Source organism: Escherichia sp. E10V10, from assembly GCF_004211985.1.
Lineage (GTDB): Bacteria > Pseudomonadota > Gammaproteobacteria > Enterobacterales > Enterobacteriaceae > Escherichia.
The window spans coordinates 18,732-35,780 of record NZ_RHJO01000001.1 but is presented as its reverse complement, the minus strand read 5'-3'; the positions used below and the strand labels follow the sequence as shown (position 1 = coordinate 35,780).

General features: G+C 51.0%; 16 protein-coding genes. 8 read left to right on the top strand and 8 right to left on the bottom strand.

The genetic code is table 11. The features are described 5' to 3' along the window. Positions 1 to 3: 3 nt before the first annotated feature. The 4 genes from D9736_RS00130 to dapA form a co-directional block, all read right to left on the bottom strand. Positions 4 to 867 (bottom strand): neutral zinc metallopeptidase, encoded by an 864-nt coding sequence (locus D9736_RS00130; protein WP_130214579.1) that lies wholly within the window; start codon positions 865 to 867, stop codon positions 4 to 6. 167 nt (positions 868 to 1,034) lie between these two features. Beyond that, entirely contained in the window at positions 1,035 to 1,748 is a 714-nt protein-coding gene (gene purC / locus D9736_RS00125) for a phosphoribosylaminoimidazolesuccinocarboxamide synthase (RefSeq protein ID WP_001295467.1), read from the bottom strand. Positions 1,749 to 1,959: 211 nt separating this feature from the next. After that, positions 1,960 to 2,994 carry an outer membrane protein assembly factor BamC gene (bamC, locus tag D9736_RS00120; protein WP_130257407.1) on the bottom strand — a complete coding sequence of 345 codons (1,035 nt, stop codon included), beginning with the start codon at positions 2,992 to 2,994 and terminating at the stop codon, positions 1,960 to 1,962. A gap of 16 nt (positions 2,995 to 3,010) precedes the next feature. After that, a complete protein-coding gene (gene dapA / locus D9736_RS00115) occupies positions 3,011 to 3,889 on the bottom strand; it encodes a 4-hydroxy-tetrahydrodipicolinate synthase (RefSeq protein WP_130214581.1) in 879 nt (292 codons plus the stop codon). Between the two features lie 146 nt (positions 3,890 to 4,035). Between dapA and D9736_RS00110 the strand changes: the two genes are divergently transcribed. Both D9736_RS00110 and bcp read left to right on the top strand, forming a co-directional pair. Further along, positions 4,036 to 4,608, top strand: a complete 573-nt coding sequence (locus tag D9736_RS00110; RefSeq protein ID WP_130207451.1) for a glycine cleavage system transcriptional repressor — start codon at positions 4,036 to 4,038, stop codon at positions 4,606 to 4,608. After that, positions 4,608 to 5,078, top strand: coding sequence for a thioredoxin-dependent thiol peroxidase (gene bcp / locus D9736_RS00105; RefSeq protein WP_130207453.1), 471 nt, complete (start codon positions 4,608 to 4,610; stop codon positions 5,076 to 5,078). The genes D9736_RS00110 and bcp overlap by 1 nt, the downstream gene beginning before the upstream one ends. A gap of 108 nt (positions 5,079 to 5,186) precedes the next feature. Here bcp and D9736_RS00100 read toward each other — a convergent pair whose 3' ends face one another. Next, positions 5,187 to 6,248, bottom strand: coding sequence for an AI-2E family transporter (locus tag D9736_RS00100; RefSeq protein ID WP_130214583.1), 1,062 nt, complete (start codon positions 6,246 to 6,248; stop codon positions 5,187 to 5,189). A gap of 212 nt (positions 6,249 to 6,460) precedes the next feature. Between D9736_RS00100 and bepA the strand changes: the two genes are divergently transcribed. Further along, positions 6,461 to 7,924, top strand: coding sequence for a beta-barrel assembly-enhancing protease (bepA, locus tag D9736_RS00095; RefSeq protein ID WP_130257406.1), 1,464 nt, complete (start codon positions 6,461 to 6,463; stop codon positions 7,922 to 7,924). A 20-nt stretch (positions 7,925 to 7,944) separates the two neighbouring features. Further along, positions 7,945 to 8,304: an arsenate reductase (glutaredoxin) gene (gene arsC / locus D9736_RS00090; RefSeq protein WP_130222014.1), complete on the top strand. Its 360-nt coding sequence runs from the start codon at positions 7,945 to 7,947 to the stop codon at positions 8,302 to 8,304. A 114-nt stretch (positions 8,305 to 8,418) separates the two neighbouring features. Here arsC and D9736_RS00085 read toward each other — a convergent pair whose 3' ends face one another. The 3 genes from D9736_RS00085 to upp all read right to left on the bottom strand — a co-directional run bounded on the left by D9736_RS00085 (position 8,419) and on the right by upp (position 11,220). Next, positions 8,419 to 9,120 carry a DnaA inactivator Hda gene (locus D9736_RS00085; RefSeq protein ID WP_074399451.1) on the bottom strand — a complete coding sequence of 234 codons (702 nt, stop codon included), beginning with the start codon at positions 9,118 to 9,120 and terminating at the stop codon, positions 8,419 to 8,421. Between the two features lie 95 nt (positions 9,121 to 9,215). Next, entirely contained in the window at positions 9,216 to 10,505 is a 1,290-nt protein-coding gene (gene uraA / locus D9736_RS00080) for a uracil permease (RefSeq protein ID WP_130257405.1), read from the bottom strand. A gap of 88 nt (positions 10,506 to 10,593) precedes the next feature. Then, a complete protein-coding gene (gene upp, locus D9736_RS00075) occupies positions 10,594 to 11,220 on the bottom strand; it encodes a uracil phosphoribosyltransferase (RefSeq protein ID WP_130207463.1) in 627 nt (208 codons plus the stop codon). 324 nt (positions 11,221 to 11,544) lie between these two features. Here upp and purM point away from each other — a divergent pair, with 324 nt between their 5' ends. The 4 genes from purM (at position 11,545) to ppx (ending at position 17,007) form a co-directional block, all read left to right on the top strand. Next, complete coding sequence (gene purM, locus D9736_RS00070; RefSeq protein WP_064526256.1) at positions 11,545 to 12,582, top strand: phosphoribosylformylglycinamidine cyclo-ligase; 1,038 nt, start codon at positions 11,545 to 11,547, stop codon at positions 12,580 to 12,582. After that, on the top strand, positions 12,582 to 13,223 hold the full coding sequence (gene purN / locus D9736_RS00065) for a phosphoribosylglycinamide formyltransferase (RefSeq protein ID WP_130222015.1): 642 nt from the start codon (positions 12,582 to 12,584) through the stop codon (positions 13,221 to 13,223). Before purM ends, purN begins: the two co-directional genes overlap by 1 nt. A gap of 172 nt (positions 13,224 to 13,395) precedes the next feature. Next, positions 13,396 to 15,462, top strand: a complete 2,067-nt coding sequence (gene ppk1 / locus D9736_RS00060; protein ID WP_130207473.1) for a polyphosphate kinase 1 — start codon at positions 13,396 to 13,398, stop codon at positions 15,460 to 15,462. Between the two features lie 3 nt (positions 15,463 to 15,465). Next, positions 15,466 to 17,007 carry an exopolyphosphatase gene (gene ppx, locus D9736_RS00055; protein ID WP_130207475.1) on the top strand — a complete coding sequence of 514 codons (1,542 nt, stop codon included), beginning with the start codon at positions 15,466 to 15,468 and terminating at the stop codon, positions 17,005 to 17,007. The last annotated feature ends 42 nt before the right edge of the window (positions 17,008 to 17,049 follow it).

The following is a 17,049-nucleotide window of genomic DNA, read 5'->3' as shown; positions in this document are numbered from 1 at the left end:
AAGTTAAATGCTTTTACCAAAAGTATTGCATTGTGCCGGATCGCCGCTGTCGAAACCACGTTTAAACCAGCTGTAGCGTTGCTGAGATGTACCATGGGTAAAGCTGTCTGGCACCACCTGCCCCTGACTTTGCTGTTGTAAACGGTCATCGCCGATGGCCTGCGCCGCGTTCAGCGCCTCTTCCAGATCGCCGGTTTCCAGAACGCCTTGCTGCTGCATGCTATGCCCCCAGACACCGGCAAAGCAGTCGGCCTGGAGTTCCATACGCACAGATAAGCGGTTGACTTCCGCTTGCGTCGCGTTTTGTTGCAGTTGACGGACTTTCGGCTCGATGCCTAACAGTTTCTGCACGTGATGACCGACTTCATGGGCGATAACGTACCCTTGAGCAAAATCACCATCCGCGCCCAGTTTGTCTTTCATGTCATCATAGAAGGAGAGATCGATATAGACTGTGCCATCCGCCGGGCAATAAAACGGTCCCATAATGGACTGCCCCGCCCCGCAACCGGTGCGAGTCATTCCACGGTACATGACCAGCTTCGGTTGCTGGTATGTCTTACCCATCTTCTCGAATTGCTGTCCCCAGGTGTCTTCCGTGGTTGCCAGAATCACCGAAGTGAATTTTGCCGCTTCGTCTTCATTTGGGCTAATTGAACGCGTTGATTGCTGTTGGGAAACGGGCTGCCCGGTCATCAATCCAGTTAAATCAACACCATAGTAGCCAGCGACCAACACAACCACCAGTAAAATTAACCCACCTTTACCGGTTGGTAGGCGAAAACCGGGACCGCCCATTGACGGACCACCGGAGCTGTTTCGCCTGTCTTCAACATTGTCACTTTCACGACGCCCTTGCCAGCGCATAGATACCTCAACAATATATTCATTATAGGAATGATCGTAGGTGGTTCAGGGGAAGATTACCACAGGAAAACGGGAGGAAATGATGGAGGAATGAGCGTTCAATGCACATCTTACGAGAGCGGTTGTCTTGCCGTGCCAGCAGCACGGCAAGACGATGAACAGAAAAATCAGTCCAGCTGTACACCCAGGCGGCGGGCGACGGCTTCATAGGCTTCGATCAGGCCACCGAGGCTCTGGCGGAAACGGTCTTTGTCCATTTTCTCCAGCGTTTCTTTGTCCCACAGGCGGCTACCGTCCGGGGAGAACTCATCACCCAGTACCACTTCGCCTTTGTACAGACCAAACTCCAGCTTGAAATCGACCAGAATCAGACCGGCATCGTCGAACAGTTTTTTCAGCACGTCGTTCGCTTTGTAGGTCAGCTCTTTCATGCGCGCCAGGTTCTCTTTGCTTACCCAGCCAAAGGTTTCGCAGTAAGATTCGTTGACCATCGGATCGTGCATGGCGTCGTTTTTCAGGAACAAATCGAACAGCGGCGGGTTCAGCTCAATACCTTCTTCGATTCCAAGACGTTTCACCAGAGAGCCAGCAGCACGGTTACGTACGACACATTCAACCGGCACCATATCCAGTTTTTTCACCAGACATTCGGTATCAGAGAGCAGACGCTCCATTTGAGTCGGGATACCCGCTTCAGCCAGTTTGCTCATAATGAAGTAGTTGAACTTGTTGTTCACCATACCTTTGCGATCAAACTGCTCAATGCGCGCGCCATCCCCTGCTGACGTATCATTGCGGAATTCGAGCACCAACAGGTCCGGGTTTTCCGTGCTGTATACGGTTTTCGCTTTACCACGATACAACTCAGCTTGCTTTTGCATCTTTATCACTCCTGGGTGTGAATTAACGTTTTAAAATCTTTTGCTGTCTGGTGTGCCTGTCGTTTTGTCGGCTGTACCGTGAACACCTTAACCGACCTACGCCGACAAACAAATTTCGTGCGAATTAACGCTAAAATCGCGTTTTTCTGCTGACGCACACGTTTGCGTATCATATCAGAAAAAAGGGCCGGATGACTCCAGCCCTGTATTTTTACTTGCTAAACGCAGCCTGGAAGACAGATACCAGTGCGTCGTTTTGGCTTTGGGTCAGCGTATGACCTTTTGGATCAATAAACTGTAAGCTGCTGCGGTTATCTAAATCACCGACCTGCAGTTTGTAGTCGCCGGATGCCAGTTGAGGATCACGGGCGCCCAGTTCCTGCCAGTCGCTGTCAGACAGTGGCTTGTAAGTTACGGCCATGCTGCCCTGTGAACGAGTGCTGTCGGTCACTTTCATGCCCACTTTTTCCAGCGCAGCAGGCAGACGTTGCCATACTACGTTGAACGGACCACGCACGACCAGCATCGGTAAACCAGTGTCGTCAGCGCCGCTTTGTACATCCATTGTTGTGGAAGCACGGTTTTGCGCCGCATTAGCCGCGTCAGTGACGGATTTATCCAGGCCAGCGGAAATGACGTTCATCATCTCAGCACTGTAACGCTGCATAGACGCCGCATCTGCAACCGGTTTGCCAGCCTGCTCCAGGTTCAGCAATTTCACCGTTACCGCCTGCTGATAACCCTGCGGTTTAACAGAGATTTGATAACGACCACGATACTGCTCGTCTTCGTCCAGACGGTTCCATTGTACCCAATCGGTGGTCAGCGTCTGACCGGCATCATCGCGTTGGGTAATGGTATAGTTTTTCGCCTGCAGCACGCTAACGACCTGCGGCCACAGAGTATTGCCACGACCATTTTCCACCAGCAGCGAAGCGGTATCACCCGTGAACTGGGTACGCGCGCCTGAAACCAGCGCCAGCGGCTGGGCTGGTGGACGAATATCTAACGCTTTGCCAACTGCGCCACTACCGTTAGTTACCGGAATCGCATAGTCGCCGGAGGTCACCGGCAAAATCATTCCTGCCGGGGCGTGAAGTTCTGCAAGCGGTGCCGCTTCCAGGTAGGCTTCATCGCCGCTCACCTGACGCTTATAACGTGAGTCCGAACTACAGGCTGCGAGTAAAAGAACAAGCGAAACACCCGCAACCTTCGCCAGGCGCGACTTTTGTACAGAGTAAGCCATCAAATCTCCCTAAACTTTACAGCAAACCGGCATGCTTAAGCGCCGCTCTGACCGTCTCACGACCACTGTCGGTGATTGGCGTCATTGGCAGGCGTAGCGTATCGGTCGCCACAAGACCCAGTTCCTTACATGCCCATTTCACCGGGATTGGATTGGGTTCGACAAATAGTTTGTTGTGTAATGGCATCAGACGCTGATTAATAACGCGTGCCTCGGCAAAATGCCCTTCTGCCGCCAGTTTGCACATCTGGGCCATATCTCGCGCTGCGACGTTAGCCGTAACGGAAATTACGCCATGACCGCCTAACTGCATGAAGTCCAGCGCGCTCGCATCATCGCCGCTCAGCAGAACAAAATCGTCTGAAACCAGCTCTTTGATCTGGTTTACCCGCGTTAAGTTCCCTGTTGCTTCTTTGATTCCGACAATATTTTTTACTTTCGCCAGACGGCCCACCGTTTCTGGTAGCAGATCGCAACCAGTACGGGACGGCACATTATACAGAATTTGCGGCAGGTCAGTATGTTCAGCGATGGCTTTGAAATGCTGATACAGACCTTCTTGCGATGGGCGGTTGTAATAAGGGGTTACCGTCAGGCAGCCAACAATACCGCTGTCGTTGAAGCGCTGCGTCAGGTTAATGGCTTCTGTGGTGGCGTTAGCACCGGTCCCGGCAATCACCGGAATGCGCCCATCAGCCAGCTCCAGCGTCATCATCACGACATCGACATGCTCGTCATGGTTCAGAGTGGCGGACTCACCAGTAGTACCAACAGAAACGATCGCCGAAGTACCGCTGGCGACATGATAATCAATCAGTTTTTTTAAGCTAGCCCGACAGACATTACCTTTTTCATCCATCGGAGTAACAATCGCGACAATACTTCCCGTGAACATGGGCCATCCTCTGTGCAAACAAGTGTCTCAATGGTACGTTTGGTATGGCATTAAAAGCAAGCAAACAGAACCGTTCTGATTGTTGTATGCATGTTTTTTTTATGCTTTCCTTAGGAACATCTCACCCCCTTAAAGGAATAACCAGTTTGACACTGTCATCGCAACATTATCTGGTGATCACTGCGCTGGGTGCCGATCGCCCAGGAATTGTGAATACCATCACCCGTCATGTCAGTAGTTGCGGCTGTAATATCGAAGACAGTCGCCTGGCGATGTTGGGAGAAGAGTTCACGTTTATCATGCTGCTTTCCGGTTCATGGAACGCCATCACCTTGATTGAATCAACGTTACCGTTGAAAGGCGCCGAGCTGGATCTTTTAATCGTGATGAAACGAACGACCGCTCGCCCACGTCCACCAATGCCCGCATCTGTCTGGGTTCAGGTCGATGTGGCGGACTCCCCGCATTTAATTGAGCGCTTCACAGCACTTTTCGACGCGCACCATATGAACATTGCAGAACTGGTGTCACGCACGCAACCTGCTGAAAATGAAAGGGCTGCGCAGTTGCATATTCAGATCACCGCCCACAGCCCGGCGTCTGCGGACTCAGCAAATATTGAGCAAGCGTTCAAAGCACTATGTACAGAACTCAATGCGCAAGGCAGTATTAACGTCGTCAACTATTCCCAACATGATGAACAGGATGGAGTTAATTAATGAATCCACTGAAAGCCGGTGACATCGCACCGAAATTTAGCTTGCCGGACCAAGACGGAGAACAAGTTAATTTGACCGACTTCCAGGGACAGCGTGTTCTGGTTTATTTCTACCCGAAAGCCATGACCCCCGGCTGTACCGTACAGGCCTGCGGCTTACGCGATAACATGGAAGAGTTAAAAAAAGCGGGCGTTGATGTGCTCGGTATCAGCACCGATAAACCTGAAAAACTTTCCCGCTTCGCAGATAAAGAACTGCTTAACTTTACGCTTCTGTCCGATGAAGACCACCAGGTATGCGAACAATTCGGCGTCTGGGGCGAGAAGTCTTTCATGGGCAAAACCTACGATGGTATTCACCGTATCAGCTTCCTGATCGATGCCAACGGCAAAATCGAACACGTATTTGACGATTTCAAAACCAGCAATCACCACGACGTAGTGCTTAACTGGCTAAAAGAACACGCCTGATTACTTTGCTCCATTCCGTGCTGGCTGCGCTTGCGGCCAGCACATTTCACATCCGGTGATGTAAATCACGCCCTGCGACACTCGTTTCAAAGCCCTTTTCGCTGAAGATTACTCTTGCGGGATTTGACCATCCGGCCAGGCATGGATTACTGCTTTGATTAGCGTTGCCAGTGGGATAGCGAAGAATACGCCCCAGAATCCCCACAGCCCGCCGAAAATCACCACCGATAAAATAATCACCAGCGGATGCAGGTTCACGGCTTCAGAGAACAACACCGGTACGAGTAAGTTACCGTCCAGCGCCTGGATAATCAGATACACCGCGAAGCAGCTCCAGAACTCGGTGCCAGCGCCAAACTGGAATAGCGCCACGCCGACCACCGGAATGGTCACCACAAATGCGCCAATGTACGGAATAAGCACCGAGAAACCGACCAGCACCGCCAGCAGCAGCGAATAGTTCAGCCCGAAGAGTAAGAATCCCAGCCAGGTGGCGATCCCCACCACGATCATCTCCAGTACCTTGCCACGGATGTAGTTGGTGATTTGCTGGTTCATCTCCTTCCACACCTGCCCTGCCAGTCCACGGTTGCGCGGTAGCACCCGACGAACGGCATTCAGCATTTGCTCTTTGTCTTTCAGCAGGAAGAAGACCATCAATGGCACCAGCACCAGATAGACGGCAATGGTCAGCAAACCGACCAACGAGGCGAGGGAGATTTTCACCACTGAATCGCCCATAGTAAGCATCCGGCTACGCATATTGTCAGCCATCGCATCAATAATGCCCGCGTCCATCAACGCCGGATAGCGGCGCGGCAACGTGGCGGCAAAATCAGAAAGCTTATTGAGCATACCCGGCATATCGCGGATTAAATAAATGCCCTGTTGCCAGGCGATAGGCATGACCACAAATGCCATCAGTAGCAGGATGCCAACAAACAGGACCAACACAATCGACGTCGCCCAACGGCGGGAACAGCCAATAGATTGCAGGCGCACAGTGGGCCATTCCAGCAAATAGGCCAGCACAATAGCCACCAGCAACGGCGCGAGTAATCCACTAAAGAAAAAGATAATGCCAAAACCGGCAACTAAAATAACCAGCAAGGCAATCGCTTCCGGGTCGCTAAAACGGCGGCGATACCATTGCATCAACATTTCGAGCATAAAGACCTTCCCTGAACCTCAAGAGGGGGATTGCGATCCGCAATTGTATCGAAATGTCACAAAAAAGACTTCGCTTTTTATGACGGATTAAGGAAACTGAAAAGCCATTTGAGTGAGCTAATCTTCGTCGTTACACTCAAAGGCGGCGCGGTGGGAACGATATTTCACAGTATCGGTCAAATGACTATCTCCAGAAATACAGGACAGAGGTTATGTTCAGGCAGTTGAAAAAAAACCTGGTTGCTACCCTCATTGCTGCTGTGACCCTCGGTCAGGTAGCCCCGGCGTTTGCCGACAGCGCAGACACCTTGCCGGATATGGGAACCTCCGCAGGAAGCACACTTTCCATTGGTCAGGAAATGCAGATGGGCGACTATTATGTTCGCCAGTTACGCGGCAGCGCGCCGTTAATTAATGATCCGCTATTAACGCAATACATTAACTCGCTGGGGATGCGTCTGGTTTCGCATGCCAATTCAGTTAAGACGCCATTCCATTTCTTTCTGATCAATAACGACGAAATTAACGCCTTTGCTTTCTTTGGCGGCAACGTAGTGCTGCATTCTGCCCTGTTCCGTTATTCCGATAACGAAAGCCAACTGGCTTCGGTTATGGCGCATGAAATCTCCCACGTCACCCAGCGCCACCTGGCGCGAGCGATGGAAGATCAGCAACGTAGCGCACCACTCACCTGGGTCGGGGCGTTAGGTTCTATTTTACTGGCGATGGCCAGTCCGCAGGCGGGAATGGCAGCGCTGACCGGTACGCTGGCGGGAACACGCCAGGGGATGATCAGCTTCACCCAGCAAAACGAACAGGAAGCAGACCGCATTGGGATTCAGGTGCTGCAACGCTCGGGGTTCGATCCGCAGGCGATGCCGACCTTCCTCGAAAAATTGCTCGATCAGGCGCGTTACTCTTCGCGTCCGCCGGAAATTTTGCTGACTCACCCGTTGCCGGAAAGCCGTCTGGCTGATGCTCGTAACCGTGCTAATCAGATGCGCCCGATGGTGGTGCAATCGTCAGAAGATTTCTATCTGGCGAAAGCGCGTACTCTAGGGATGTACAATTCCGGACGTAATCAGCTCACCAGCGACTTGCTGGATGAATGGGCGAAAGGCAATATTCGTCAGCAACGGGCGGCACAGTATGGCCGTGCTTTACAGGCGATGGAAGCCAATAAATACGACGAGGCGCGTAAAACGCTGCAACCGTTACTGGCGGCAGAACCGGCTAACGCATGGTTTCTCGATCTGGCAACCGATATTGACCTTGGGCAACACAAAGCCAATGACGCGATCAATAGGCTGAAAAATGCCCGCGATTTACGCACCAGTCCGGTGTTGCAGCTCAACCTGGCAAACGCGTATCTGCAAGGCGGTCAACCGCAGGAAGCGGCCAATATTCTGAATCGCTATACTTTTAATAATAAAGATGACAGCAATGGCTGGGATTTGCTGGCACAGGCGGAGGCCGCGCTTAATAACCGCGATCAGGAACTGGCTGCGCGAGCAGAAGGTTATGCGCTGGCCGGGCGACTCGACCAGGCCATTTCTCTGTTAAGTAGCGCAAGTTCGCAGGTGAAATTAGGCAGCCTACAACAAGCGCGTTACGATGCGCGCATCGACCAGTTGCGCCAGTTGCAGGAACGCTTTAAGCCTTATACCAAGATGTAATTCGCATTAAAGGAAGAACAATGACCAAACAGGTAAAAATCTACCACAACCCACGCTGCTCAAAGAGCCGTGAAACGCTGAACCTGCTGAAAGAAAATGGTGTGGAGCCGGAAGTGGTGCTCTATCTTGAGACACCCGCCGATGCGGCAACGCTACGTAATTTGCTGAAAATGTTGGGTATGAATAGCGCCCGTGAATTGATGCGCCAGAAAGAGGATCTTTATAAAGAGCTGAATCTTGCAGACAGTTCGCTTAGCGAAGAAGTGCTGATTCAGGCGATGGTGGATAATCCGAAGCTGATGGAACGCCCGATTGTGGTCGTGAATGGCAAAGCGCGGATTGGTCGCCCACCGGAGCAGGTGCTGGAAATCGTTGGTTAAGATGTACCCTTTCGGTAGCTAAGGTACATTGCCGGATGCGACGCTTGCCGCGTCTTATCCGGCCTACAAAGACTACGAATACAATGGACGCGCATCCGACAATAAACGTCCTGTCTACAGCTTCAGGATCTCTTTCACAAACGGAATGGTCAATTTACGTTGTGCAGTAATCGATGCGCGATCCAGCTGATCCAACGTCATAAATAGCGTGCGCATCTCTCTGTCGAGCCGCTTCAGCAAGAAACGTCCCACATCTTCCGGCAGTTCAAAACCACGCAAACGGGCGCGTAACTGTAATGCCTGCAATTTGTCTTCATCAGAAAGTGGCTGCAACTTGTAGATCTGCCCCCAGTCGAGACGTGACGCAAGATCCGGTAACCCCAGATTCAACTGACGAGGTGGACGATCACCAGTGATCAGCAACCGTGTTTTACCTGACTCCAGAATCCGATTGTAGAGATCAAAAATCGCCATCTCCCACAACTCATCGCCAGCAATACACTCAATATTGTCGATGCAAACCAGTGACAGTTGTTCCATACCATCGAGCACTTCCGGAACAAACCAGGTGCGTTTATCCAGCGGGACATAACCTACCGCATCGCCACGCTGCGACAATTCCGCGCAAGCCGCGTGCAGCAGATGGCTGCGCCCCGCGCCTTCGCGTGCCCAGAGATAGATGTAACCGCTATGTTCCTGACGCAGCACGTTTTTCATCGCGGCCAGTAAAGAGGAGTTATCCCCCGGCCAGAAACTTGCAAAGGTTTCGTCGTCAGGAAGATAAAGTGGCAAAGAGAGCTGTGCCGGTGTGTTCAGAGATACCTCAACCAGGGATTTCACAAAATCACGAGAAGTTTACCACAGAATTCCATCATGTTTGAACCGGGCAGCATTACTGCCCGGTCGCTACATTATTTTTCTGTTATATCGGCGTCTTCTGCATCCAACACCACTTCTTCCGGACGGATCACGCTAATCAATTTAAAGATCAGGCTTAAGCCAATGCCGACGATGGTCGCCAACGCCATACCTTTCAGCTCTGCCGCACCGATGTTTACCTTCGCGCCGCTGACGCCGATGATCAGGATCACGGAAGTCAGGATCAAGTTCTGTGCTTTGTTGTAGTCCACTTTCGATTCAATAAGTACGCGAATACCAGAAGCGCCGATGACACCGTAAAGCAGCAGCGAAACGCCGCCCATCACCGGCAGTGGGATCATCTGGATAGCAGCAGCCAGTTTACCAACACAGGAGAGCAGAATGGCGAAGATCGCCGCACCACCGATTACCCAGGTACTGTAGACGCGGGTGATCGCCATAACGCCGATGTTTTCCCCGTAGGTAGTGTTTGGCGTGGAACCAAAGAACCCAGAGATAACGGTCGACAGGCCGTTAGCGAACATGGAACGGTGCAGGCCAGGATCGCGCAGCAGATCTTTTTTCACGATGTTAGCCGTTACCACCAGATGCCCCACGTGTTCGGCAATAACCACCAGCGCCGCAGGCAGAATGGTCAAAATGGCAAACCACTCAAAGCGCGGCGTGTAAAAGGTCGGCAGAGCAAACCAGTGAGCATTAATAATCGGCGTGGTATCGACAATACCCATTGCGAAGGAGAGCGCGTACCCCACCAACACGCCAATCAAAATCGGGATAATCGCCAGGAAACCGCGGAACAGAACGGAACCTAAAACCGTAACCGCAAGGGTAGTAATGGAGATAATGATGGTTTTGGAATCTGGCGTTTGCCCTTCAGCCGGGAGTAAGCCAGCCATGCCAGCAGCCACGCCCGCCAGCTCCAGACCGATGACAGCAACGATTGCCCCCATTGCCGCTGGAGGAAACAGCACATCCAGCCAGCCAGTCCCTGCTTTCTTCACAATAAAAGAAACCAGACAGAACAGCACGCCGCACATAATAAAGCCGCCCAGCGCGACTTCATAACCCAACGGCAACAGCAATAACACCGGAGAAATAAAGGCAAAGCTCGAACCAAGATAAGCCGGAATTTTCCCTTTACAGATGAAGAGATACAGCAGCGTTCCGATACCGTTAAATAACAGTACGGTCGCCGGGTTGATATGAAATAAGACGGGCACCAGGACGGTTGCACCAAACATGGCGAACAAATGTTGTAAACTAAGCGGGATTGTCTGTAAAAGTGGCGGTCTTTCACTCACCCCGATAGCACGGCGCGTCATAGTATTATCCTCTGTATATTATGTGTTATAGGCGCTTTACTCAAAAAAAAGCCGACTCTTAAAGTCGGCTTTAATTATTTTTTATTCGTTATTTCGTACCAAAGATTTTATCACCAGCATCGCCGAGGCCCGGGATAATGTATCCGTGCTCATTCAGCCCCTGGTCAATCGATGCGGTATACAGCTCGACGTCCGGATGCGCTTTTTCCAGCGCAGCGATACCTTCTGGCGCAGCCACCAGCACCAGCACTTTAATGCTGCTGCAGCCCGCTTTTTTCAGCAGGTCGATGGTCGCGATAACGGAACCACCGGTTGCCAGCATTGGGTCAACGATCAGCGCCATACGCTCATCGATGTTAGAAACCAGTTTCTGGAAGTACGGTACCGGCTCCAGTGTTTCTTCATCACGGTACATACCGACTACGCTGATGCGCGCGCTCGGAACGTTTTCCAGAACACCGTCCATCATCCCCAGACCCGCACGCAGAATTGGCACCACGGTAATTTTCTTACCTTTGATCTGGTCGATTTCTACCGGGCCGTTCCAACCTTCAATAGTGACTTTTTCCGTTTCGAGGTCGGCGGTCGCTTCGTAAGTCAGCAGGCTACCCACTTCGGAAGCGAGTTCGCGAAAGCGCTTGGTGCTGATATCTTGCTCACGCATCAGTCCCAGCTTGTGTTTGACGAGTGGGTGTTTGACTTCCACGATCTTCATACTCTTTCTCCTTTGAGGGCAGCCACAAAAAAAATCGACGGATTATACCGCCTTTTTTTAAGGCGGCAATATAATTTTCGTTGACTTTAGTCAAATCAACAACTGTTTGATAAAAAAATCATTTCACATTCAAATGGTTATTTATTTCCATTATCTCACAATACAATCATTCAATACGTTTATTTATGCGCTACTACGCTGCCTGGTAGGCTAAAAAAGGCAGAAAAAGGTTGTGTAAAGCAGTCTCGCAAACGTTTGCTTTCCCTGTTAGAATTGCGCCGAATTTTATTTTTCTACCGCAAGTAACGCGTGGGGACCCAAGCAGTGACCGATAAAACCTCTCTTAGCTACAAAGATGCCGGTGTTGATATTGACGCGGGTAATGCTCTGGTTGGAAGAATCAAAGGCGTAGTGAAGAAAACGCGTCGTCCGGAAGTCATGGGCGGTCTGGGCGGCTTCGGTGCGCTGTGTGCATTGCCGCAAAAATATCGTGAACCCGTACTGGTTTCCGGCACTGACGGTGTAGGCACCAAGCTGCGTCTGGCGATGGACTTAAAACGTCACGACACCATTGGTATTGATCTGGTCGCCATGTGCGTTAATGACCTGGTGGTGCAAGGCGCAGAACCGCTGTTCTTCCTCGACTATTACGCAACCGGAAAACTGGATGTTGATACCGCTTCAGCGGTGATCAGCGGCATCGCGGAAGGTTGTCTGCAATCGGGCTGTTCACTGGTGGGTGGCGAAACGGCAGAAATGCCGGGGATGTATCACGGCGAAGATTACGATGTCGCTGGCTTCTGCGTTGGCGTGGTAGAAAAATCAGAAATCATCGACGGTTCTAAAGTTAGCGACGGCGATGTGCTCATTGCGCTCGGCTCCAGCGGCCCGCACTCGAACGGTTACTCGCTGGTACGCAAAATTCTCGAAGTCAGCGGTTGCGACCCGCAAACTACAGAGCTGGACGGAAAACCTTTAGCCGATCATCTGCTGGCGCCAACCCGTATTTATGTGAAGTCAGTGCTGGAATTGATTGAAAAGGTTGATGTTCACGCCATTGCGCACCTGACCGGCGGCGGTTTCTGGGAAAACATTCCTCGCGTATTACCAGAAAACACTCAGGCAGTGATTGATGAATCCTCCTGGCAGTGGCCGGAAGTGTTCAACTGGCTGCAAACGGCAGGTAACGTCAGCCGCCATGAAATGTATCGTACCTTCAACTGCGGCGTCGGGATGGTTATCGCCCTGCCTGCTCCGGAAGTGGACAAAGCTCTCGCCCTGCTCAATGCCAACGGTGAAAACGCGTGGAAAATCGGTATCATCAAAGCTTCTGATTCCGAACAACGCGTGGTTATCGAATAATGAATATTGTGGTGCTTATTTCCGGCAACGGAAGTAATTTGCAGGCAATTATTGATGCCTGTAAAACCAACAAAATTAAAGGCACCCTACGGGCAGTTTTTAGCAATAAGGCCGACGCGTTCGGCCTTGAGCGCGCCCGCAAAGCAGGTATCGCAACGCATACGCTTATTGCCAGCCAATTTGACAGTCGGGAAGACTATGATCGGGAGTTGATGCACGAAATCGACGTGTACGCACCCGATGTAGTCGTTCTGGCCGGTTTTATGCGCATTCTCAGCCCAGCGTTTGTTTCCCACTACGCCGGGCGTTTGCTGAACATTCACCCTTCCCTGCTACCAAAATATCCCGGTTTGCATACCCATCGTCAGGCGCTGGAAAATGGCGATGAAGAACACGGTACATCAGTGCATTTCGTCACCGATGAGCTGGACGGCGGCCCGGTGATTTTGCAGGCTAAAGTTCCGGTTTTTGCTGGTGATATGGAAGATGAAATCACCGCTCGCGTGCAAACTCAGGAACATGCTATTTACCCGTTGGTCATTAGCTGGTTTGTTGATGGTCGTCTGAAGATGCATGAAAACGCCGCGTGGCTGGATGATCAGCGTCTTCCACCGCAGGGCTACGCCGCCGACGACGAGTAATCTTCCGCATATTTTAAGCGCCAGCGCTACTGCTGGCGCTTCTCATTTATCCTGTAAATCGCAGGCTTCAGCAGTTTTTTTCCCCCTTTTCTGGCATAGTTGGACATCTGCCAACATTGCTCGCCATAATATCCAGGCAGTGTCCCGTGAATAAAACGGAGTAAAAGTGGTAATGGGTCAGGAAAAGCTATACATCGAGAAAGAGCTCAGTTGGTTATCGTTCAATGAACGCGTGCTTCAGGAAGCGGCGGACAAATCTAACCCGCTGATTGAAAGGATGCGTTTTCTTGGGATCTATTCCAATAACCTTGATGAGTTCTATAAAGTTCGCTTCGCTGAACTGAAGCGACGTATCATTATTAGCGAAGAACAAGGTTCTAACTCTCATTCCCGCCATTTGCTGGGCAAAATTCAATCCCGCGTGCTGAAAGCCGATCAGGAATTTGACGGCCTTTACAATGAACTGCTACTGGAGATGGCGCGTAACCAGATCTTCCTGATTAATGAACGCCAACTCTCCGTTAATCAACAAAACTGGCTGCGTCATTATTTTAAGCAGTATCTGCGCCAGCACATTACGCCGATTTTAATCAATCCTGACACTGACTTAGTGCAGTTTCTGAAAGATGATTATACCTATCTGGCGGTGGAGATTATTCGTGGCGATACCATCCGTTACGCGCTGCTGGAGATCCCATCGGATAAAGTTCCGCGCTTTGTGAATTTGCCGCCGGAAGCACCACGTCGACGCAAGCCAATGATTTTGTTGGATAACATTCTGCGTTACTGCCTTGATGATATCTTCAAAGGCTTCTTTGATTATGACGCGCTGAATGCCTATTCGATGAAGATGACCCGCGACGCCGAATACGATTTAGTACACGAGATGGAAGCCAGCCTGATGGAGCTGATGTCTTCCAGTCTGAAACAGCGTTTAACCGCAGAGCCAGTACGTTTTGTTTATCAGCGTGATATGCCTAACGCGCTGGTTGAAGTGTTGCGTGAGAAACTGACTATTTCTCGTTACGACTCTATCGTCCCCGGCGGTCGTTATCATAATTTTAAAGACTTTATTAATTTCCCCAATGTAGGCAAAGCGAATCTGGTTAACAAACCACTGCCGCGTTTACGCCATATCTGGTTTGATAAAGCCCAGTTCCGCAACGGTTTTGATGCCATTCGCGAACGCGATGTTCTGCTCTATTACCCTTATCACACCTTTGAGCACGTACTGGAACTGTTGCGTCAGGCCTCGTTCGATCCGAGCGTGCTGGCGATTAAAATCAACATTTACCGTGTGGCAAAAGATTCACGCATCATCGACTCGATGATCCACGCTGCGCACAACGGCAAGAAAGTGACCGTGGTGGTTGAGCTACAGGCACGTTTTGACGAAGAAGCTAACATTCATTGGGCGAAGCGACTAACCGAAGCTGGCGTGCACGTTATCTTCTCTGCGCCGGGGCTGAAAATTCACGCCAAACTGTTCCTGATTTCACGTAAAGAAAACGGTGAAGTCGTGCGTTACGCGCATATCGGGACCGGGAACTTTAACGAAAAAACCGCACGTCTTTATACCGACTATTCGCTGCTGACCGCCGATGCGCGCATCACCAACGAAGTGCGGCGGGTATTTAACTTTATTGAAAACCCATACCGCCCGGTGACATTTGATTATTTAATGGTGTCACCGCAAAACTCTCGCCGTCTGTTATATGAAATGGTAGACCGCGAAATCGCCAACGCGCAGCAAGGGCTGCCCAGCGGTATTACTCTGAAACTGAATAACCTGGTCGATAAAGGACTGGTCGATCGTCTGTATGCGGCATCCAGTTCCGGCGTGCCGGTAAATCTGCTGGTACGCGGGATGTGTTCGCTGATCCCCAATCTGGAAGGCATTAGCGACAATATTCGTGCTATCAGCATTGTTGACCGTTACCTTGAACATGATCGGGTCTATATTTTTGAAAATGGTGGCGATAAAAAGGTTTACCTTTCTTCCGCCGACTGGATGACGCGCAACATTGATTATCGTATTGAAGTGGCTACGCCGCTGCTCGACCCGCGCCTGAAGCAGCGGGTACTGGATATCGTAGATATTCTGTTCAGCGATACGGTGAAAGCACGTTATATCGATAAAGAACTCAGTAATCGCTACGTTCCCCGCGGTAATCGCCGGAAAGTTCGGGCGCAGTTGGCGATCTACGACTACATAAAATCACTCGAACAACCAGAATAACCTATGCCAATACACGACAAATCCCCTCGCCCGCAGGAGTTTGCTGCGGTCGATCTTGGTTCAAACAGTTTCCACATGGTTATTGCCCGTGTGGTGGATGGCGCCATGCAGATTATTGGCCGCCTGAAACAACGGGTACACCTGGCAGATGGTCTGGGGCCAGATAATATGTTGAGTGAGGAGGCGATGACGCGCGGTTTAAGCTGTCTGTCGCTGTTTGCCGAACGCTTGCAAGGTTTCTCTCCTTCTAGTGTTTGCATTGTCGGGACACATACACTGCGCCAGGCGCTGAACGCTACTGATTTTCTGAAACGCGCCGAAAAGGTTATCCCCTATCCGATTGAAATTATTTCCGGCAACGAAGAAGCTCGTCTGATTTTTATGGGTGTGGAACATACCCAGCCGGAAAAAGGTCGCAAACTGGTTATTGATATTGGCGGCGGCTCAACGGAGCTGGTAATTGGAGAAAATTTCGAACCGATTCTCGTCGAAAGCCGCCGGATGGGTTGCGTTAGCTTTGCCCAGCTTTATTTTCCGGGCGGGGTCATCAATAAAGAGAATTTTCAGCGCGCACGCATGGCGGCTGCACAAAAACTGGAAACATTAACCTGGCAATTCCGTATTCAGGGCTGGAACGTTGCAATGGGGGCTTCCGGTACGATTAAAGCCGCCCATGAAGTGTTGCTGGAAATGGGCGAGAAAGACGGCATCATTACACCAGAGCGCCTCGATAAACTGGTGAAAGAAGTATTGCGTCATCGAAATTTCTCGGCGTTAAGTTTGCCGGGTCTGTCGGAAGAACGGAAAACGGTTTTTGTTCCTGGTCTGGCTATTTTGTGTGGTGTCTTTGATGCCTTAGCCATTCGCGAACTGCGGCTTTCTGACGGGGCGCTGCGTGAAGGCGTTTTATATGAAATGGAAGGACGTTTCCGCCATCAGGATGTGCGTAGCCGCACCGCCAGCAGCCTGGCCAACCAGTATCACATTGACAGTGAACAGGCCCGACGGGTGCTCGACACAACTATGCAAATGTACGAACAATGGCGGGAACAGCAACCGAAGCTGGCCCATCCACAACTGGAAGCATTACTGCGCTGGGCCGCCATGCTGCATGAAGTCGGATTAAGCATTAATCATAGCGGCCTTCATCGCCATTCGGCGTATATCCTGCAAAACAGCGACTTGCCAGGATTTAATCAGGAACAACAACTGATGATGGCGACGCTGGTGCGTTATCATCGTAAAGCGATTAAGCTCGACGATCTGCCGCGCTTTACGCTGTTTAAGAAAAAACAGTTCCTGCCGTTAATTCAACTGTTGCGCCTTGGCGTATTACTTAACAATCAACGTCAGGCAACCACGACACCGCCGACATTGACTCTTATTACTGATGACAGCCACTGGACGCTACGTTTTCCACATGACTGGTTTAGCCAGAACGCGCTGGTATTGCTTGATCTGGAAAAGGAGCAAGAATACTGGGAAGGCGTGAGTGGCTGGCGGTTAAAAATTGAAGAAGAAAGCACGCCGGAAATCGCGGCTTAATATGAAATGAAAACGGGCCAACCTGTTGCGTTGGCCCAAATG